The 19,462-nt window shown below is 65.7% G+C and carries 19 protein-coding genes; 8 read left to right on the top strand and 11 right to left on the bottom strand.

The genetic code is table 11. From position 1 onward, the window contains the following. Positions 1-4: 4 nt before the first annotated feature. From E3O46_RS09040 to E3O46_RS09030, 3 genes are all read left to right on the top strand, one after another. Complete coding sequence (locus E3O46_RS09040; RefSeq protein ID WP_134445773.1) at positions 5-577, top strand: TetR family transcriptional regulator; 573 nt, start codon at positions 5-7, stop codon at positions 575-577. Positions 578-603: 26 nt separating this feature from the next. Next, on the top strand, positions 604-1,206 hold the full coding sequence (locus tag E3O46_RS09035) for an SOUL family heme-binding protein (protein ID WP_134561587.1): 603 nt from the start codon (positions 604-606) through the stop codon (positions 1,204-1,206). 181 nt (positions 1,207-1,387) lie between these two features. After that, positions 1,388-1,906 (top strand): hypothetical protein, encoded by a 519-nt coding sequence (locus tag E3O46_RS09030; protein WP_134558821.1) that lies wholly within the window; start codon positions 1,388-1,390, stop codon positions 1,904-1,906. 53 nt (positions 1,907-1,959) lie between these two features. Here E3O46_RS09030 and E3O46_RS09025 read toward each other — a convergent pair whose 3' ends face one another. From E3O46_RS09025 to E3O46_RS08995, 7 genes are all read right to left on the bottom strand, one after another. Beyond that, positions 1,960-4,035, bottom strand: coding sequence for an MMPL family transporter (locus E3O46_RS09025; protein ID WP_134561586.1), 2,076 nt, complete (start codon positions 4,033-4,035; stop codon positions 1,960-1,962). Between the two features lie 145 nt (positions 4,036-4,180). After that, complete coding sequence (locus E3O46_RS09020) at positions 4,181-4,828, bottom strand: response regulator transcription factor (RefSeq protein ID WP_241975321.1); 648 nt, start codon at positions 4,826-4,828, stop codon at positions 4,181-4,183. An 8-nt stretch (positions 4,829-4,836) separates the two neighbouring features. Continuing rightward, positions 4,837-6,054 carry a sensor histidine kinase gene (locus E3O46_RS09015; protein ID WP_241987391.1) on the bottom strand — a complete coding sequence of 406 codons (1,218 nt, stop codon included), beginning with the start codon at positions 6,052-6,054 and terminating at the stop codon, positions 4,837-4,839. 113 nt (positions 6,055-6,167) lie between these two features. Next, positions 6,168-7,088, bottom strand: a complete 921-nt coding sequence (locus E3O46_RS09010) for a carbohydrate ABC transporter permease (RefSeq protein ID WP_134561584.1) — start codon at positions 7,086-7,088, stop codon at positions 6,168-6,170. Next, positions 7,085-8,032, bottom strand: coding sequence for a carbohydrate ABC transporter permease (locus tag E3O46_RS09005; protein ID WP_241985099.1), 948 nt, complete (start codon positions 8,030-8,032; stop codon positions 7,085-7,087). The genes E3O46_RS09010 and E3O46_RS09005 overlap by 4 nt, the downstream gene beginning before the upstream one ends. Before the next feature lie 2 nt (positions 8,033-8,034). Further along, a complete protein-coding gene (locus E3O46_RS09000; protein ID WP_134561583.1) occupies positions 8,035-9,351 on the bottom strand; it encodes an ABC transporter substrate-binding protein in 1,317 nt (438 codons plus the stop codon). 26 nt (positions 9,352-9,377) lie between these two features. Next, on the bottom strand, positions 9,378-11,507 hold the full coding sequence (locus E3O46_RS08995; RefSeq protein WP_134561582.1) for an alpha-galactosidase: 2,130 nt from the start codon (positions 11,505-11,507) through the stop codon (positions 9,378-9,380). A gap of 406 nt (positions 11,508-11,913) precedes the next feature. On the opposite strand from E3O46_RS08995, the gene E3O46_RS08990 reads away from it, so the two are divergent. Then, complete coding sequence (locus E3O46_RS08990; protein ID WP_241987378.1) at positions 11,914-12,819, top strand: ROK family protein; 906 nt, start codon at positions 11,914-11,916, stop codon at positions 12,817-12,819. 117 nt (positions 12,820-12,936) lie between these two features. Here the strand turns inward: E3O46_RS08990 and E3O46_RS08985 are convergent, their stop codons facing one another. After that, positions 12,937-14,622, bottom strand: coding sequence for an MDR family MFS transporter (locus E3O46_RS08985; RefSeq protein ID WP_134561580.1), 1,686 nt, complete (start codon positions 14,620-14,622; stop codon positions 12,937-12,939). After that, positions 14,619-15,263, bottom strand: coding sequence for a TetR/AcrR family transcriptional regulator (locus E3O46_RS08980; protein ID WP_134561579.1), 645 nt, complete (start codon positions 15,261-15,263; stop codon positions 14,619-14,621). Before E3O46_RS08980 ends, E3O46_RS08985 begins: the two co-directional genes overlap by 4 nt. A gap of 140 nt (positions 15,264-15,403) precedes the next feature. Between E3O46_RS08980 and E3O46_RS08975 the strand changes: the two genes are divergently transcribed. After that, the gene (locus tag E3O46_RS08975; protein ID WP_134445762.1) at positions 15,404-15,634 is read left to right on the top strand and encodes a hypothetical protein; all 231 of its coding nucleotides are present in this window, start codon (positions 15,404-15,406) and stop codon (positions 15,632-15,634) included. Between the two features lie 81 nt (positions 15,635-15,715). Then, positions 15,716-16,297, top strand: coding sequence for a TetR/AcrR family transcriptional regulator (locus E3O46_RS08970; RefSeq protein WP_134558814.1), 582 nt, complete (start codon positions 15,716-15,718; stop codon positions 16,295-16,297). Between the two features lie 21 nt (positions 16,298-16,318). Here E3O46_RS08970 and E3O46_RS08965 read toward each other — a convergent pair whose 3' ends face one another. Next, on the bottom strand, positions 16,319-16,903 hold the full coding sequence (locus tag E3O46_RS08965; RefSeq protein ID WP_134561578.1) for a YdeI/OmpD-associated family protein: 585 nt from the start codon (positions 16,901-16,903) through the stop codon (positions 16,319-16,321). A gap of 48 nt (positions 16,904-16,951) precedes the next feature. Here E3O46_RS08965 and E3O46_RS08960 point away from each other — a divergent pair, with 48 nt between their 5' ends. After that, positions 16,952-17,311, top strand: coding sequence for a VOC family protein (locus E3O46_RS08960; protein WP_134561577.1), 360 nt, complete (start codon positions 16,952-16,954; stop codon positions 17,309-17,311). Positions 17,312-17,515: 204 nt separating this feature from the next. Further along, positions 17,516-17,836 carry a nucleotide pyrophosphohydrolase gene (locus tag E3O46_RS08955; protein ID WP_134445759.1) on the top strand — a complete coding sequence of 107 codons (321 nt, stop codon included), beginning with the start codon at positions 17,516-17,518 and terminating at the stop codon, positions 17,834-17,836. An 18-nt stretch (positions 17,837-17,854) separates the two neighbouring features. On the opposite strand, the gene E3O46_RS08950 is transcribed toward E3O46_RS08955, so the two are convergent. Next, positions 17,855-19,306, bottom strand: a complete 1,452-nt coding sequence (locus tag E3O46_RS08950; RefSeq protein ID WP_166791050.1) for an HNH endonuclease signature motif containing protein — start codon at positions 19,304-19,306, stop codon at positions 17,855-17,857. Positions 19,307-19,462: the final 156 nt, after the last annotated feature.

Raw genomic sequence — 19,462 nt, 5'->3', positions numbered from 1 at the left:
TCTCATGGGACGCTGGCTACCGGATGCGCACGGTCGGCTCGCGCGCGCCGCACTGGAGCTCTACTCGGAGCGCGGCTTCGAGCAGACGACGGCCCTTGAGATCGCGGAACGAGCGGGTGTTACCGAGCGCACGTTCTTCCGTTACTTCGCCGACAAACGGGAGGTGCTCTTCCAGGGATCCCAGGAACTCCAGCGCATCATCCTCGCGACCATTGCCGAGACGCCCGAAGATGTGCGACCGGTCGACGTGGTCATTGCGGCCATGAACAAGGTCGGCGGACTGGTCTTCGACCGTGCACACTCCATTCGGCGGGCCGCGATCATCTCGGCCAATCCCGCACTCCAGGAGCGCGAACTGCTGAAATTTTCGACCCTGAGCGCATCCGTCGCGGGGGCGCTGCGCGAGCGCGGGGTTGCGGAGCCGTCGGCGACCCTTGCCGCCGAGACGGGTGTGACCGTGTTCAAGATCGGCTTCGAGAGATGGATCACGGGTACGCCTTCCGAGGACTGGGCTGAGTGCATCCGTGACACCGTCTGCCAGCTTCGTGAGGTCACACCCAGCATCATCGTTGGCTAGACCTGAACGCGGAGTAGCTTGAGAGCATGACCGAACAACAGCCCTATGCGGTCGTGGGCAATAACGATGGTTTCGAGTTGCGTCGCTACCCGGAGCATCTCGTCGCCGAGGTCATCACGACAGGGCCATTCGAAGATGCCGGCAATCGTGCATTCCGATACCTGTTCGCCTATATCAGCGGCGAGAATTCCGTTCGTCAGAAGGTCGCGATGACCGCGCCTGTCGTGCAGGCCGAGGCGTCGACGAAGATCGCGATGACCGCTCCTGTCGTTCAGGAGGCCGTCGGCGGAAAGCCAGGTGATCCTGGCGAGAAGGGGGCGTTCCGCGTTGCCTTCGTGCTCCCCACGGGCCTCACGCTCGAGACGGCTCCACAACCGACCAGCCCGCAGGTGCGGCTGAGGAGCATTCCGGGGAGTCTCACCGCTGCGGTGAGGTATCGCGGCCGGTGGGACGAGGCCGGGTATGCGCGCCATCTGGAGTTGCTCCGGGGTGCGATAGCCGCCTCTGGATTCACGGCGTGGGGAGAGCCCCGTTTCGCCCGTTTCGATCCACCGTTCATGCCCTCGTTCCTGCGTCGTAACGAGGTCCTGCTCGATATCGTGCCCACCGAGGCAGAGACTCGGCCGTAACCTCGTCAGCCAGGTCGAGGGCGCCCTGGCCGACTTGACGCACAGGCGCTGATGGGAATCGAAGAGCCGCAGCCGGAACGCCGGCCCATCCCTGCTAACCCCTGACGGGATCTCTGCCAACCCCTTAGCCGACAACCGCTTCCGGTGCTTTACTGACATGAGTATTTCTCAGAGGAGGCGCATGATGGAAGCTCCAACGTACCTGGGTACCGATATCGCAGGGCTGATGCACGCCGCGCGCGCGGAAGCGCGACGCATTGTGGAAGCCAACAAGGGCGACATGATCAGTGATCACAAAGCCATCCTGGATCGGCTGGAAGCCGCAGAGCTGATCACCGATGACGAGGTGCAGACGCTCCTTGGGCTCTACAAGCTCGGGTTCGAGGCCGGAGAGGGGAAGGCGGACCCCCAACGCGCCTTCTTCGAGTCGCGGGAGATCTACGGCAAGCTGGCGGCAGGCGGCAAGGCCAGCCCCGTCGCGCTGGTGGTGGCGTCGGCCGCCGTCGGGTCGTTCGAGATCTCAGTGAGTCCCGAAGGATCGACGACGGTCTCGATCGCCCGGGTGAGCTACGGCTCGAGCCTCGCGGGGATTGGAGCCGGCATCGGATCACTCCTCGGGGGTCCTGCCGGAGGGGTGCTCGGTGGCGCGATCGGCGGCCTGCTGGGCGGAATAGTGGACGACAAGAAGGGCAAGAAATAATTCGTGCCTCCGGGCGGGCCAGTGCATGATGCATGCACCGGCCCCACCAATGGCTACTCGGTCACGAGTACGGCTTCCCGCTTGTCGGGCTGGGAATCGGGGCGCTCGTCGAGTGCATGGCCTTCCATGTCAAGATTCGGGAGGAGGCGATCGAGCCACTTCGGCAGCCACCACGCGGCCTTGCCGAGCAGGGACATCATTGCGGGCATCAGGATGAGGCGCACGATGAAGGCGTCAGCCATCACTCCGACCACGAGCCCGAAGGCGATGGATGCGGCGATCGGGAAGGTGCTCGTCGCAAAGCCCGCGAAGACGACGGTCATGATGGTTGCCGCAGCCACCAGGACCGGGCCCGAACGGGAGAAGCCTTCGATGATCGCCTGCTTCGGCGACATTCCCGTGTTGTGCATCTCCTGGATCCGGGACACCAGGAAGACCTGGTAATCCATGGCGAGCCCGAAGAGCACGCCGACGAGCAGGATCGGCAGGATGCTCATCATCGGGTCGCCCTGGGGCGCCGGGATCAGGGGATCGAGCCAGCCCCACTGGAAGACGGCGACGCTCGCGCCGAAGGAGGCGCCGACGGAGAGCAGGTAGCCGAGGGTGGCGATGAGCGGGATGAGCAGCGACCGGAACATGACGATCAAGAGCACCAGGGAGATGACGACGATGACAATGAGATACCGGATCAGCGCGTCCTGGAGGGCCTGGTCCTGGTCGATGCCGATCGCGGTCTCTCCGGTCACCTCGAGGTGGATTCCGGGCACAGAGTCGGCGTCGGTGCGGATCTGCTGGACGAGGTCCTTCGTCTGCTGATCGATGGGGCCTTCTGCGGGGATCACGGTCAGGAGTGCGACGTTTCCGTCGGCGCTGATCGGGCCGGGAACGACCATCTGGACACCGGGAAGGCTGGCGAGTGCGTCCTGGACGGATGCGGTCTGGGCGGTGATATCGCCGTCGGCTTCGGCGAGCACGACGAGCGGGCTTTGCACCCCGCCGAATTCGTCGATGATGAGGTTGTACGCGGTCCGCTGCGTCGAGGTCGGGTCGGCGCCGCCGGGGATGCTGAATGCGGTCTTCATGCTGAGGATGGGGGCGGCGACAATGACAAGCACGACAACGCCGGCGAGCAGCGACCGGACCGGATGGGCGACGACGAACGTCCCCCAGCGCCGGAGGAACCCTTTCCGAGTGGGGGACTGCGCGTCCGTCGAACCATCGGATGGCGTCCCGAAGGCGTTCGAGCGGCGGGTGCGTTGCTTCTTCGGCAGCACCCGGCGTCCGAGGGTGCGCATCAGGACCGGGAGGAGGGTCAGGGCCATCAGCACCGAAACGAGGATGGCGAAGGCGGCGGCGATGCCCATCTCCGTGATGAAACTGATGTTCGCGACGAGGAGGCCGACCAGGGCGATGATGACGGTGAGGCCGGCGAACACCACAGAGCTTCCGGCGGTTCCCGTTGCCCGGGCGACGGAGTCTTCGACGTTCCTGCCGCTGCGGAGCTCGGCGCGGAACCGGGTCAGGATGAACAGGCTGTAGTCGATCCCGACGGCGAGGCCGAGCATGGGCGCGAGGATGATGGTCGTGTCGCCGATCGGGGTCAGCGCCCCATAGGCGAGAACGCCCACGAGGCCGACGCCGACGCCGAAGACGGCGATCAGGAGGTTGACCCCGGCCGCGAGGAGCGACCCGAAGGTGAGGATCAGGACGAGGAAGGCGACGATCACTCCGACGCCCTCACCGATGCCCGCGGGCGGGGCGCCGAGCGGGACCAGGTTTCCGCCGACCTCGACCCGGAGGCCGTCAGGGGCATCCGCTTGCATGGTGAGGGCTGCCTCGTAGGAGGCTTTCTGCTGGTCGGCGGATAGGTCGCCGAAGCTGAGCGTCGAAACGGCGGTGCTCCCGTCCTGGGAGATGTACGGCTTCTGCGCGTCGAAAGGGTCGCTGACGGACGCGATGTCCGGGATGGTCGCGGCATCGGCCAGGACGCCGGCGATCTGAGCGGTGGCGGCGGCATCCGTGACGGCGGCCCCCGTGTCGGACTGGAAGACGAGCTGCAATGCGGAGGGCGTGCTGGTGAAACGTGGCCATGATGCTCCTAGGACTCGCGAAGAGAGGCGTCCGGGCATTCGCGGTCGGCCGGTTGGGCCAGGCGGATGCTGCCGTGCGGCAGGGACAGTTCCTATCGTTCCCGCGGGGCGGCTCGGCCGCCTCGTCCAGGCGCATCGGCCGGTCTACTGCGTGCGCAGTAGACCGGGTGTGGGAGTGAGCCGGCTACGCGGAGAGCCCGGCGCGGTAGGCGAAGGTGACGAGCTGGGCGCGGTCACGGGCGCCGAGCTTCATCATCGCCCGGTTGGCGTGGGTCTTGACCGTGTATGGCGAGACGAACATGTCGGATGCGATCTGGGCGTTGTCGCGCCCCGTTGCGATGGCGATGACGACGTCTCGTTCGCGGGGTGTGAGCACGGAGAAGCGATCGACCATGGCCGCGTCGACAGCCGGACGGTGTTCCTCGGCGACGTGGTGGATGAGCGCCGCGGTCGCGGCGGCGGACAAAGCGCCGCCACCGGAGGCGACGTCGACGATCCCGGCCACAAGTTCGGTCGGTCCGATGCCCTTGCTGAGAAAGCCGTTCGCGCCGGCCCGGAGTGCTGCGAAGACGTTCTCGTCGTTTTCGAACGTGGTCAGGATGATGATGCGCAGTTCTTCGGGCGGAAAGTCGAGGCGCAGGCGCCGGGTGGCTTCGACGCCATCGATTCCGGGCATGCGGATGTCCATCAGAACCACGTCGACGGACAGCCCGACGATCTGCTGGAGCGCTTCGAAACCGTCGGCGGCATCCGCCACGACGTCGATGTCCGGCTCCGGGGCGAGGATGGCGCGCAGCCCGACCCGGATCATCTCCTGGTCGTCCACGATCATGACCCGGATCATCGGATCCTGCCTCCGTCGACCCGGAGGGTCGCGGTGACGTGGAAGAGGTCATCACGGTCCTCGACCACGAGTTTGCCGCCGGCCGATGCGGCGCGTTCCCGCATTCCGACGAGACCGTGACCGCGGCGCGGGGCCAGGTCTGCCCCCGTCCGCGCAGGGGAGGCGATCTTCGCGGTGCGCACGGTCTTCGGATTGGAGACCGTGATCGTGAGGACGGCGCGGGACAGGGTCGTACTCAGCGTGACCGGTCCCGAACCGTGGCGCTGGGAATTCGTCAAGGCCTCCTGCACAATCCGGAATGCAGCGGTGCTCACTTCGGGATCGAGCGCGGCGGGTGCCTGGGTGAGGTCGGCCCGGACATCGACCCCGGCGTTCCGGCAGGATTCGATGAGATCGGGTATCCCGGAGAAGTCCGGCGCCGGCCGCAAGCCGACGCCGGAGTCGCGGCCCTCGGTGGTGTCGGAGCGCAGCACGTGCAGAATGCGCTGGGTCTCGAGTAGGACGGATTGGACACTCGTGCGCGCCGAGTGCAGGGATTCGCGGGCGACGGCGGCGTCGCTCGGCAGGTTCACTTCGGCGACGCCCAGGTGAATTCCGAGGACGGCCACCTCGTGCCCGATCACGTCGTGCAGGTCGCGGGCGATCCGGAGGCGTTCCTCGGTGACGCGGCCATTCGCCTCGGTGTCCCGCGCGGCGAGAGCGTCGAGGGTGCGCTGTTCCAGCTCGTTTCGATAGCGGTCGTGGCTGCGCACCGCGCTTCCCGCGGCGGCGGCCATGAAGCCGAACGCGAATGCGGTGAAGGCGGTCGGGCTGCCGAAACCGATTCCGTTGTACATCACGGCGGCGAAATACAGGGTCGGTCCCACGAGCAGGCCGACCCATACGCCCGGAAGTGCGCGCAGGGTGACGGAGAAGGCGGTGAACACGGCAATGTTCCAGGTGATCAGCGGATCCCAGGCGACCGTGGCCGCGAGCAGCGGCGTGAGGGTGACGATCACGATGCCGGTCCAGGGATACCGTCGGGAGACGAGGACGCCGAGGAGAGAGACGGTCAGGGGCAGATATCCGAAGAGGCTCGTGCCGTTGGCCAGGGGGACACTGAATTCGGTCGCCGCGGCAACGAGTGTGACCGCGACCGCGGCCAGGTCGAGTGTTCGCGGATTGCGGTACCAGCGGGGTCGATAGGCGGCGAGTTCTCTGGGGGAGGCCGACATCGTCACCTGTCGATCCTCCCACCCGAGGACGCGCGACGGCCCGTGTGGATCTACTGCGTTCGCAGTAGATCCACACCGGCCGCATGACACACCGGGATTCTGGCTGTCCCGGGCTACTTGACCGAACCGCGGGTGACCCCGCTCACGACCCACTTCTGGGCGATCACGTACACGACCAGGAGCGGTGCGAGGGCCATCAGATACGAGGCGAAGGCCACGGGGTAGTTCGTGTTGAACTGGCCCTGGAAGATGAACTGCGCCAGCGGCAGTGTCTGCGCCGAGGGGTCGGACAGCACCACCAGCGGCAACAGGAAGTCGTTCCACGCCCAGACGCAGGTGAGGATGCCCACGGTCGCGTTCATGGGGGAGAGCAACGGGAAGATCACCTTCCAGAACACCGTCCAGGTGCTCGCCCCGTCGAGGCGGGCGGCTTCCTCCAGCTCGACCGGAATGGAGTTGATGTACGCGACGAAGATGAAGATGTTGAACGACAGCCCGTAGACCGTGTACAGCAGGATCAGGCCAACGGGAGTGTCGATGCCGAGCACCGCTGTCTCCTTGACCACCGGCAGCATGATGATCGGGAACGGCACGAAGATCGCGGCGAGGAAGTAGAAGTACAGCCCCTTGAAGAACTTCTTGTGCATGTTGCGGGCGATCGCGTAGGCCACGAGCGAATTGGTGAGCAGGGTGAGGAAGACCGCACCGACTGTGATCAGGGCCGTGTTAAGCAGGGCGCGCGGGAAGTTCGTGAGTTCGTAGGCATCCGCGAAGTTCTCCCAACGGATGCTCGTAGGCAGTTCGAACCCGGTGCCGCCCAGTTGGTCCGGCGTCTTGAGGGCGGTGACGACGGTGAAGTACAGCGGGATGAGTACGGTGAGCGAGCACACTGCGATGAGTGCGGTCAGCCACCAGTTGGTGCCGCCGTTGCCGCCGTCGATGCGTCGGCGGGTGCGCGGTTTCGCGATGCCGGCATCCTGCAGGTTCGGCGTCGGCGTCGGCGACGCGGTCGGGGTGGTCAGGGTATCGGTCATGAGAAGCTCGCCTCCCGGCGCTGCAGGAAGCGCAGCTGGACGAATGAAACAATGATGATGACGAAGAGGTAGATGACGGCGTTGGCCATCTGGTACCCGTACTCTCCGCCTTGGAAGCCGCCTCGGAAGATGACCAGGGCGATAGATTCGGTGGACGTGCCCGGACCGCCCGCGGTGAGCGCGACGATCTGGTCGAAGACCTGCAGGAACGACTTGAACGACAGCACCATGTTGATGGTGAAGTATGCGCCGATGAGCGGGAACGTAATCGATCGGAACCGGCGCCACCCGGATGCGCCGTCGATGGACGCAGCCTCGTACAGGTCTGCGGAGATGGTCTGCAGGCCGGCCAGATACAGGATGACGTTGAATGCCGCTGCCTGCCACACCGTTGTGATCACGATGCCGACCCAGGCGAAGTCCGGGCTGGCCAGCAGGTTCGTGGCCAGACCTGGCATCCCGATGGCCGTGAAGATCGCCGGGAAGGAGTTCGCGAAGAGGTAGTTGAAGACGTATCCGATGATCAGGATGGCCAGCACGTATGGGATGAAGAAGACCCCGCGGAAGGCCGCCTGGAACTTGATCTTCGAGTTCAGTCCGAGGGCGATGGCCAGGGCGATCACGTTGACCAAAACCGTGGAGACGATCGCGAATCCGAAGGTGAACCCGTAGGAATTGAGCACGCGGTCGTCCTGGAACAGGTTGACGTAGTTGGACAGCCCGACGAAGTCCCAGGTGCCATAGCCGGCGTAGTTGGTCAGGCTGAAGAACATTCCAGAGAGCACCGGGACGGTGTGCAGGCCGAAGAAGATCACAACGGCCGGCACCACCATCCAGTAGAAGGTGCGCGGGGTGCGGGCGAACGACGACCGGGCGGATGCCGGTGCCGATACTGCAGGTTCCGGCCGGTGTTTCTTGATCCGGACTGATGCTGTCGACGTCATCGTCATTTCCCCTGTCTCTGAGTAGTCGTGCGGGCCGCGACCTTGCTCCATTCGGAGTCCAGGTCGCTCAGGAAGGTTCCGGAATCGCCGCTGATCACGAGCGATTGCAGGAGGTTCACGAGCGGCACCGCGGCGGGAATCTGATGGTCGATGAAGCCGACGATCTTCCCGGCGGTGAAATAGGGTTCGAGTCCGGCCAGGGCGGTGTCCGTGTTGGGGGTGGCGTTCGCCAACGGCGAGAACGTGCTCTGAGCCTCGGAATATCCGGTGACGACCGCGGGAGACATGAGGTAATCGACGAACTTCTGCGCTTCGGCAGGATGCGCGGTGTCCCGGCCGATGGCGATCCCGACATCGACACCGGAGACTACGACGCGGGCGTCGGCGTCATCGGTGACCGGGTAGGGGAACGACCCGATGCTCGCCTGGGGATTGTTGGCACGAATGGCAGGAATTGCGTACGAGCCCTGAAGGTACATCGCGGATTCGCCATCCGCGAAGGCCTTGTTGCCTGCGTTGTAGTCGCGGCTCGCGAAGTTGTCCTGGCAATAGCTGAACAGGGTGACTTCCTTCTGGGCCGCGGTGGCGAAGTCCTTCTGGAACGAGACTGTGCCCGAGGAAACGTTGGAGCCTTCGGCACGGAGGGCGTCGAAGAATCCGTTCGGCATCAGCGTTCCGCCGAGGTTGACGAACGCGGGGGCGGCGGTCCACGCGTCTTTCAGGGTGCAGAAGAAGGGCGAGACGCCGTTGGCTGTGAACTTCTCGGCTGCCGCAACAAGCTCTGTCCACGTGGTGGGTACGGTGACGCCGTTCTGGGCGAAGATGGTCGGGTTGTACAGGATGCCGGAGGCGTTGCTGGCGAAGGGGAGTGCGTTCACTTCCTTCCCGCCGTCGGCCGCGCAGGTTCCGAGCGCCTGGACGATGTTCTGTACGGCGGGGTTGACCGTCGCTGCCACGGGGGTGGCGGCCAGGTCGGCGAAGATGCACGCCCGGGCGAGTTCGCCGTAGTTGCCGTTGGCATTGAGGGTCAACACGTCGGGCACCTTGTCCTTCACGAGCAGGGTGCGGATGGCGGTGTCCGGGTCTGGCACGGAGTTCTGGATGACCCGGATTCCCGGGTTCTCCGCCTCGAAGTCGTCAATGATCGACGCGAACTCCGTGACGGCTTCCGGCTTGAACTGGAAGAAGTTCAGCGTGACGATGCCGGTATCGGGTGCGGAGCATCCGGAGAGTCCGACGAGAGTCGCGGCTGCGACGACCACGGCGGTTGCCGTGATCCGTCTGCGATGCCGGAGCCCGGTGCGGTTGGTGTTTCTCATTGCGCCTCCTTGCGCTTGGTTCCGCCTCAGGCGGAAGTGATCTCGATGATGACGAGGTGTTCAGGAAAGAGGACCGGTCCTTGCACGCCGATGGTGCGCAGGGCCCGTCCCGTGAGGGTCAGCGGCTGGTGGGACCAGGACAGGGGCGACTGGCCGGCGTCCGGGCCGGTGGATGATTCGACGAGCATTCGGACCTGATAGCGGGACTCGTCGTCGAGACCGGCGAACCGGAGCGGACCGACCGGGTAGAAGGAGCTCGCACGCACCTGGGTGAAGACGAACAGTGCGGTGCGCTGATCGGAGGACACCACTCCCCGGAGGTCGACGGCCGGATCCGGGTGGTCGACGTGGACGGCGGTGCCGGTGTGGAACAGGTGGCGACGAGTCTTGTACAGGTCGATCCAGACGGCCAGCTCTGCGGACTCCGATTCGGTGAGGGTGGTGATGTCCCACTCGATGCCGAGGTGGCCGAGGACGGCCACGCCGGCCCGGAGCGAGAGATCGTGCCGGCGCCCCGTGGAGTGTGACACCGGGCCGCCGATGTGGGCGCCCATGAGTTCATAGGGCACCAGGAGGCCGGTGTACTTCTGGATCGTCAGTCGTTCGATCGGATCGATGCAGTCACTCGTCCAGATGCGATCGGTGTGGTCGAGAATGCCGAGATCGACGCGGGCTCCGCCTGAGGCGCAGCTCTCGATCTCCAACCCGGGATGACGCGCCTTCAGTTCGTCGAGCAGGTCGTAGAGGGCGACGACGTTCTCGTGCACCGCGGCCCGGCCGGTGCGGGTGCTTCCCGCGTCGACGAGGTCCCGGTTGTGATCCCACTTCAGGTACCGAATCGGGTATTCGGACAGGAGGGCATCGAGCCGCTCGAGAATGTAGCCGTACGCATCCGGGTGCGACAGATCGAGGACCTGTTGTTGACGCCCCTCAACCGGGAAACGGCCCCCGGGCTGCAGGATCCATTCCGGGTGGGCTCGCGCGAGTTCGGAATCGGGATTGACCATCTCCGGCTCCACCCACAGCCCGAACTGCATGCCGAGTCCTGTCACTCGTTCGATGAGCGGGGAGAGTCCATCGGGCCAGACGTCGTCGTCGACGTACCAATCACCCAGTCCGCTCGTGTCGTCGCGACGACCGCGGAACCAGCCATCGTCGAGCACGTACCGTTCCACGCCGACCCGGGCGGCGGCATCCGCGAGCCCGAGCAGGCGATCGAGGTCGTGGTCGAAGTAGACGGCCTCCCAGGTATTGAGGGTGACCGGACGTGGGATGGCTGGATGCGTAGGGCGGGCGCGGAGCCGCGAGTGGATGCGCCCACTCAGTTCGTTGAGGCCGTGGCCCCAGGAGGCGATGACCGTGGGAGTGGTGTAGCTCTGTCCTGGACCCAGCTGAATTTCACCGGGCGCGAGGAGCTCGCCGGCCTGGAGGAAGACCGACCCGGTGACGAGTCTTTCGGCGGCAAGCCGGTGGTTGCCGCTCCATGCGAGATGGACCGCGTGCACCAGCCCGGCTTCAAACCCGAAGCCGGGGGCTCCTGCGCACAGCAGCAGAGTGGCATCGGCACCCGGCCTCCCCTTTCGGCTTTCACGTTCGTGCCGTCCGATGGTGAACGAGTGCCGTTGCGGAGTGCGTTCCCGCAGGTGCCGGCCGCTCGTATCGAGGATTTCCGCGGCCGTGCCCGGCAGAGGCACGGTGAGGCAGAGGTCTTCGAGCTGGTAGTCGTCGAGGCCGGCGTTGGTCAGCGTGAGCACCTGGCTCAGTACACCCGCTGAGTCGATGTCCAACCCGAGACGAAGTGTCAGACCGGCATCGGCGTCGATCGCCAGCAGGACGAGCTCGGACGGGCCGCTCTCCATCCCCGTCACGCAGAAATTCGGAGAGAACGAGCGTCCATGCCGGCTACCGCGAAGACCAGGAGTGCCCTGCCAGCCCTCAGACTCCTGAGGCAGCACCGTCAGGCGCGCGGGCTCATCGAGGCCACCGGAGACCCGCTGCGGAAGGGAAGCCACGACGATCGCCTGGGCCTCGTCGGCGGAGAGGTCACCCTGGTCTTCGCCCCAGTGCACGACGGCAGGGAATCCGCCACCGTCGAAATCGAGGATGACGCTGGTACCGCCATTGCGGAGGTGAAGGACAGTGCTGTCGTGGTGCATGTGTTATTTCTATAGTGGAAATAACGTAGTGTCAAGATCGAGTTTCCGGCACAGTGGTTGGAGTCATTCGACATCGGGTCTCTGATTGGGGCCATTTGGGAGTGAAAATGCCGGTCATTATGATTCATAATGGAAATAACGAGCCGGTTGAGACGGCTGCATATTCTGAGCGGAGGGCGCGGTGACGACTGCGCATCGGAGTGACGCCCTCACCGGCCCCGCGCGGGACCTGGCACGGGAAGTACTCATTCATGGCCCCATCACGCGGAGTGAACTGGGCCGTAGGCTCGGGCTTTCGCCGGCCACGCTCACGCGCCTGAGTAAGCCTCTGTTGGATGAGGGGCTCCTGGTCGATGCTCCCGAAACGATCGAACGGTCGATCGGTCGTCCCGTACGGCCTCTCGATGTGAGTGTCGATTCCCAGCGTTTCATCGGCGTCAAGCTCACCGCCGGAGAGGTCTTCGCCGTGTCCACCGATCTCCGGGCAAACCTCGGAGCCGAATGCGTCATCGAGCTCAGCGGCCATGAGCCGTCCCAGGTCGTTGCGGACATCGTGCGGGCCACGGTGGAAGTCGGTGGAATGGGCGGTGTGACGGCGATTGGCGTGACGGTCGGAGGCCAGGTGGGCCGGTCGCGCTGGGTGGAGCGGGCACCGTTCCTCGGTTGGAAGGGTGTCGATCTGGGTGGACTGCTCCACGACGCACTGGGCGTCCCGGTGGTCGTGGAAAACGACGTCGTTGCGCTCACGGCGGCCGAGCACTGGTTCGGGATCGCCAAGGGAATAGAAGACTTCGCGGTGCTGACCATCGGTGCGGGGGTCGGCTATGGGCTTGTCATTCACGACCGACCGGTTGTCAACAGTGACACCGGCCTGGGCCTGGGCGGGCATTTTCCTCTCGATCCCACGGGCCCACTCTGTGCAGAGGGGCATCGCGGGTGTTCGACCGCCATGCTGTCGATTCCGAGCATGACGGCCAGCGCCCGCGTCGGGCTGGCACGCGATGTCGGCTACACCGAGCTCCTCGATTTGGCGGATGCGGGGGACCCGGTTGCCGCGCAGGTCGTCGGGTCAGCGGCCCGGTCGCTCGGTCGCCTGATTGCGGCGACCGCCAATCTCGCCATGGTTCAAACCATCGTGTTGTCCGGCGAGGGCGTCGGCCTTGCCGATCGGCAGCTGCCGCGCATCCTTGAGGCGTCGCGCGCCGATCGCGACCCGGACGCCGTACCGGTGCGCATCCTCGTCGACCGCTCCGGATTCACGGCCTGGGCGCGGGGAGCGGCGGCCGTCGCTATCCAGGCATCCTTCGCCTGAATCGGACCGGTTGATGCGGGGCTCGCGCTCTCGCGTCACCGCACACGCGCGAGCCCCTCGCCCGTCCCGAGAAGCGGGCGGTACGAAGGGCTCGCAACCCCGGAGTGTGGCCCAGGGCTAAAGGCGGGTCCGCCTGCCGGAACCCTCATTCGTGTCGACGACCCGGATCAACCCGGTGCGTACCGACAGGACCGGCTCCGCTGTCGGGTTGGCGCCCACGGAGAGCGACTCGTCGAGCATCTCCTTGTTGAGCGACTGTTCGCCTTCCGCCTCGTCGATGTGGGTGGCGAGCGGCTTCTCGACGACGAACATCAGCAGCACGGCGGCGACCAGAACGAGCGGCACCATGAACAGGAAGATCGGGGCGAGCGCGTCGTTGTAGGCGTTGACGATGATCGTACGGGCGGCTTCGGGCAGGGCGGCGACGAGCGCCGGGGTGAGTGAGTTGGTTCCGGTGCTGCCCGTGCCGCCGGCCGGCAGGTTCGCCGAGAGGATGTCGGTCAGCCGGGAGACGAACAGGCTGCCGACGATCGCCGCGCCCAGGGACGAGCCGATCTGACGGAAGAAGTTGTTCGAGCTCGTCGCGGTTCCGACGATGGCCCGCGGGAACGAGTTCTGCACGACCAGGGTCAGGATCTGCATCGAGAGGCCGAGTCCGAAGCCCATTACGGCGAGGAAGGCGCACATGATCCAGATCGCGGTGGTCGCCGTCAGGGTGGAGAGCAGGAACAGGCCCAGGGCGGTGACGAACATGCCGATGATCGGGATGACCTTGTACTTGCCGGTACGGGACACGATCTGGCCGGAACCGATCGACGAGATGAGCAGGGCACCCATCATCGGGATCATGAGCAGGCCGGCATCCGTGGCACCGACGCCGGTGACCATCTGCAGGTAGGTCGGCATGTAGGCCAGCGCCCCGAACATGGCGACACCGGTGATGAGGCCGGCCGAGGTGGTGAGGTTGAAGTTGCGGTTCTTGAACAGCTTCAGCGGGATGACGGGTTCTGCTGCCCGGTTCTCGATGAACACGAAGAGACCGGCGAGCACAACCGTCGCCACGATCAGGCCGATGATGACGGGCGAATCCCAGTCATAGGTATTGCCGCCCCATGTCGTGAAGAGCACCAGGCTGGTCGCGGCGAGGGCGAGGACGATCATGCCCGCGTAGTCGATGCGGGGCTTGCTGTACTCGCGCTGGGGCAGCTTCAGGAAGAAGACGGCGGAGGCGATCGCGATGAGTCCGAGGGGGAGGTTCATCCAGAACGCCCAGCGCCAGCCGGGACCGTCGGTGAAGTAGCCGCCGAGCAACGGGCCCGCGACGCTTGAGACGGCGAAGACGGCGCCCATGATGCCGGAGTACTTGCCACGCTGGCGGGCGGGAACGACGTCGGCGATGATGGCGAGCGCGAGGATCATCAGCCCGCCGCCACCGAGGCCCTGAACGGCGCGGCCGGCGATGAGGGTGCCCATGGAGTCGGCGAGTCCGCCCATGACGCTGCCCACCAGGAAGATCGAGATCGCCCCGACGAACAGCCACTTGCGGCCGACGAGGTCACCGAGCTTGCCGTACACGGGCATCACGATGGTCGAGGCGAGGATGTATGCGGTGGTGACCCAGAGCATGTGTTCGACGCCGTTGAGCTCGCCGACGATGGTCGGCAGCGCGGTGCTGAAAATGGTCTGGTCGAGCGACGACAGGAGCATCGCCACCATCAGGCCGGCGAAGACGAGCAGCACGCTGCGGGTCGACGGAACACCTGCCTCTTCTGCTTGCTTGGGTCGGGTGAGGACGGTCGTCATGTGAGTTTCTCCAGTACGGTTCTGAGCGTCGCGATGGCGCGCTCGTAGGTTTCTCGGGGGGCAGCGGATGCCGGTGGCCCGGTGGTCGGATCCGGATCGCTCGCCCATTTCTTCATGGTGATTCGCACGGTGGCGAGGGAGACGCCGAGGATGATGCGGGCCTCGTCGAGGTGCTCGGCCTCGCTCTGTTCTGCGAAGCGTGCATCCTTCGCCAGCCAACCGGCGATGATCGCACTGAGGCGGTCTTCGAGCTCGGCGACGCGCACCATCTGGCGGGTCATCAGCTGCGGGTATTTGCGGATGACGTCGCGCTTGAGGTCGGACTTGATTCCGCCGCCTGTGGCTTCGAACAGCGCGGTGATCAGATCGAACAGGGCGAGGAAGACATCCTCGTCGCATCCGCGCACTCTGTCGAGCTCGGCCGACACGGCGACCTCGTCAATGCCCAGGACGGCATCTTCCTTGGTCGGGAAGTAGTTGAAGAACGTGCGGGTGGACACGCCGGCCCGGTCGCTGATCATTTCGATGGTCGCGGCGTCGAGCCCGCGTTCGAGCGCGAGCTCTGCCGCCGCGATGTGGATGACCTCGGAAGTCCGCGCACGCTTGCGCTCGCGGAGCCCGAGGCCGGAAGAATTGTTCATGAATGCATTATTGCACACTGCGCAACACTGCGCGGTTGCATTATTGCGTGCAACGCAAAAAGTCACAGGAGTCTCGCAGGGTGCCGCACGCGGCGGAGACTGCCCACTGCGCCGGCACGTGTTGGTTCTACGCTGGAGGCATGCCTGAACTACTCTCGGTCGTCGCAGTGATCGGCGGGATCGCTGCCGTACTCGCGAGTCTGATCGCGCTCGCCGCCCGTGCGCGGCGACGCGGTGCTACGGGTGCGGGTATTGCGGGAGCGATGGCCGCCTACGATGAGGCGTTCCACGGCACCGCGCACGACACCTACGTCGAGGTGCAGGCGCAGGCGGACCGTACGGTGCCGATTCCGGCGCCGGACGATCGCTGACCTGCGGGCGCGCAGCATCCTTAGCCCCGGGGCAGACCTCGTAGTCTGGACAGTGACGAGGTGCCGAGCGAGAGGACGGGTATGCCCAGGATCACTGCTCCGACCGTTGCCGAGCATCGCGTTCGCCAGCGTGCAGCCCTCCTCCACGCTGCGAGGGAGCTCCTGATCGCCGGGGGAGTCAGTGCCGTCACTCCTGCAGCCGTCGGTGCTGCGGCCGGATTGTCTCGTCCCAGCGTCTACGAGTACTTCTCCTCCGGTGCGGACGTCCTGGTCGCCGTGATCGAGGATGCCTTCCCGCGGGCCAATGCGGAACTCCAATCGGCTTTGGACTCGGTCACGTCTGCGTCGGAACGGCTCGACGTCTACGTCCGGGTGACGTTGCGGTTGGCGGCGGAGGGCGTGCATCGGCCGGTGGCGGCGCTCGCCGCAGCCCAGCTGCCTGCAGAATGCCTGGCGCGCCTATCCGCGTTGCACCGCGAACAGGCGGCACCCTTCATCGAGGCGCTGCGCGAGCTCGAGGTGCCTGAGCTCAACATCACGGCCCGTCTGCTCGGGGGCGTGCTCCAGGCGGCCATGGCCGCGATCGAATCGGGCGCCTCGCTGCCCGTGGTCACTGAGCGAACCCTGGTGTTCGTCCGGTCCGCGGTGGCGCCAGCTCTCTAGCCGCAGCAGGCTGCAGCTGAATCAGAGCTTCTGCGGGTAGATCGTCTCCCCGCGTTCGAGCATGGAGACGAACTTGGCGATGTTTGCAGCGCGGGTCGCGGGTCGCTTCACACCGCTGATGCGGAAGAGAATGGCAAAGCGGTTCTGCGATGAGAGCCTCGAGAACAGGTCCGCGGCCAATGGGCTGGCGTCGAGGGCGGACTTGAGGTCATCGGGGACCGGACTGTCCTTCTGGCGGTAGGCGGCTTCCCATCGTCCGTCGGCCTGGGCACGCTCGATTTCCGCGAACCCGGTCGGTCGCATCCGCCCGGCTTCGATCAGTTGTTCGACGAGGTCCCGGTTGCGCTGGGACCACATGCTCCGGGGTCTGCGCGGGGTGAAGGCGCGTAGAAAATAGTCATCGTCGTGGGTGCCGGCCTGCCCATCGATCCAGCCGAAGCACAGCGCCACCGTGAGTGCCTCGTCGTAGCCGATGCCCGGTGCGGAGGAGTTCTTCTTCACGAGCTGCAAGCGGATGCCGGCGTGATCGACGTTCTCCTCGAGCCAGGCTTCCCAGTCCCGCACGGTGGCGAACAACAGGATGGGCTTGCTCGAGTTTTCCGCCATGGCTCCCATCGTAGAGATCACCCGGATCCCGCTGAATAGGATCGAGGGGTGATCGGACACATTGATGAGGTCGTCATCGACTGCAGGGACCCCAAGGCGCTCGCGACGTTCTGGGCGAGCGTGCTCGGCGGCGAACCACGCGGGCGGGACGCAGCCTGGTGGTACATCCTGCCTCCTGGCTGGACGCAACTGTCGTTCCAGAAAGTACCCGAGGCCAAGACCGTGAAGAACCGGCTGCATCTGGACGTGCGTGTCGACGATATTGCGGCGGCGACGGACCAGGCCGAACAGCTCGGAGCGCGCCGGATCGGTGAGGAGCATCACGATATCGCCGGATCGTTCCAGGTGCTGCAGGACCCCGAGGGCAACGAGTGGTGCGTGGTCAGACCGGCCGCCGCGCATGACTGAGTGGGAGCTCGACGGGGACGGCCCACTGTGTCCCGTGTGTGGCATCGAGATGCTCGCCGACGGCGTGGACACGGCTGAGGGTCTCGAGTCGTGCCATCGGTGTCCGCGGTGCAAGCTCGTCGTTGTCATTTAGCCGGAACGACGGGCCAGTGCCGTCGCGAGCGAGAACGAAATCGGTTCGCGGGGGGCTGATACGTTGACGACATGAACGAATTTTCCGTCGGCGACGAGATCGCGGCATTCGTTGCCGAGCGCGACTGGGCGCAGTTCCACACGCCGGAGAACCTCGCGAAGAGCATCTCCATCGAGGCGGCCGAGTTGCTGGAGTGCTTTCAGTGGGATGCCGAGGCGAGCCCCGAGCGCGTACGGGAGGAATTGGCCGATGTGCTGACCTATTGCCTCCTTCTTGCCGAGCGGATCGGCGCTGATCCGAACCAGATCATTCTCGACAAGCTCGCACTGACGCGGGAGAAGTATCCGGTGGACAAGTCGCGGGGGCGAAGCACGAAGTATGACGCCCTGTGAGACTAGACGCCTAGCTCTTTAGAACGGGGTGGAGTCGTCGGGGTCTTCGGGTGTGGGATCCAGGTTCCAGACGTCCACGATCGGGACCGGTGGTTTCGGTGCGGGTTTGGGTTTCCGGGGTGGTCTCATATCGGCCGAGGGTTCGACGATGTAGCTGTACCCGGCGGGTGAGGTCCATTCGATGCGGCCGTCGCCGAGGTGCCTCGGCGTCCACCGGGTGTAGCTCTTCACCGCGTGGTGATACGGGCAGAGGTGGGCGAGGTTCATCGCGTCGGTCTCCCCGCCGTGCTGCCACTCGATGCTGTGGTCGAGGTCGGACCGTTTGGCGGAGCGGCGGCACCCGGGGAAGGTGCAGGTTTCATCCCGTACCTCGAGCCATTTCTTGAGCGCGGCGGGTGGTTTGTAGGTGTCGCGTCCCATGGAGAGCACGACGCCGGTTTCGGGGTGGGTGAGTAGCCGGGTGAAGCTCGGCGCCCCGGCGGCGAGACGCCTCGCGGTGTCGGGGTCGATCGGCCCGTACCCGGCCAGGTACCCGGGCTCCTCGCTCTTCCCCAGCGGGGTCAGTACCGGGACCGTGACGTTGACTTGCGCGGTCACCCCTTTGCCGAGTCCGTCCGGGGTGACCCCACCGATCAGGACATCGGTGAGCACATCGGCCGCGATCTGCGTCAGGGTGCGGACCTCGTCCGGGCCCTGCAGGGTCAGCGCGGTGTCGAGGGTGCGGTGGTACGCGGCCTGCACCTTCTCCGCGTCCCCGGTCAGATACAGGGAGGCCATGCCGTCGTCGAGGGCCTGGAACACCACGTGCCGGTCCTCGACGCTTTTCTGGTGCCTCGCGGTGATGGTTTCCGGGTGGGTGCGCTCCCGCACCCTTCGGGCCCGGTCGGCGAGCTTCGCCACGGTCAGCACTTCCGCGTCGGGCACGAGGACCTCCTCGAACACGGCGCGGGCCCGGGCGGCCGCTTCCGGGTCACCGTCGACGCGGATGCCCCAGGCCTGCTCCATGATGACCTGAGCGTGCCGGTAACTGATCGCCCCGGTCGCGAGGGCCTCCAGGGTTGCGGGGAGGTCTTCGGCGAGGGTGCGGCTGGCTTCAATCAGGGTCTCCGCCGTCCGGCGCGGCAACCGGAGCAGGGCGCCGACCTCGCACGTGAACTCCTCTTTCGTGGCTTCTTCCGGCGACCACGGCGGGCGCGGCCCGCCCGCCCGCACTGCGGCGTCCGCCCGGCCCCGGCCGACGTCGGCGAGCACCCGTTGGGCGGTGTAGATCGCGGCGGCCCGGCGAGCGGTGGCCTGATTGATTTCCCGGTCCGCGTCCCGGATCGCGTCATACACCTCGGACAGGGGCGGATCCACAAGGCTCAGATGCCGGGGGTTCAGGTACGGGTCGGGAGGGGTCCCGGGCTGGGGTTCCGCCGTGCTATCTACCGCGCCTTCCAGGTCAGATTCTGAGGTATTTTCAGCTGTCATGCCGGTCACTCTATGGAAGACCACCGACATTCCCGGGGCATCCGCCACCCCACAAATCACCTGTGGATAACCCGGTCAGAACCCCTTTGTTGAGGAATGGCCATTGTCGATACCGCAGCTATTCGCCATCGCCACTGGCCGAGTTCGCTGAAGCTG

It is taken from the genome of Cryobacterium glucosi (assembly GCF_004402235.1).
GTDB classification, from domain to species: Bacteria; Actinomycetota; Actinomycetes; order Actinomycetales; family Microbacteriaceae; genus Cryobacterium; species Cryobacterium glucosi.
The sequence above is the reverse complement of the archived record's forward strand: the minus strand, read 5'-3'. Positions and strand labels throughout refer to the sequence as shown.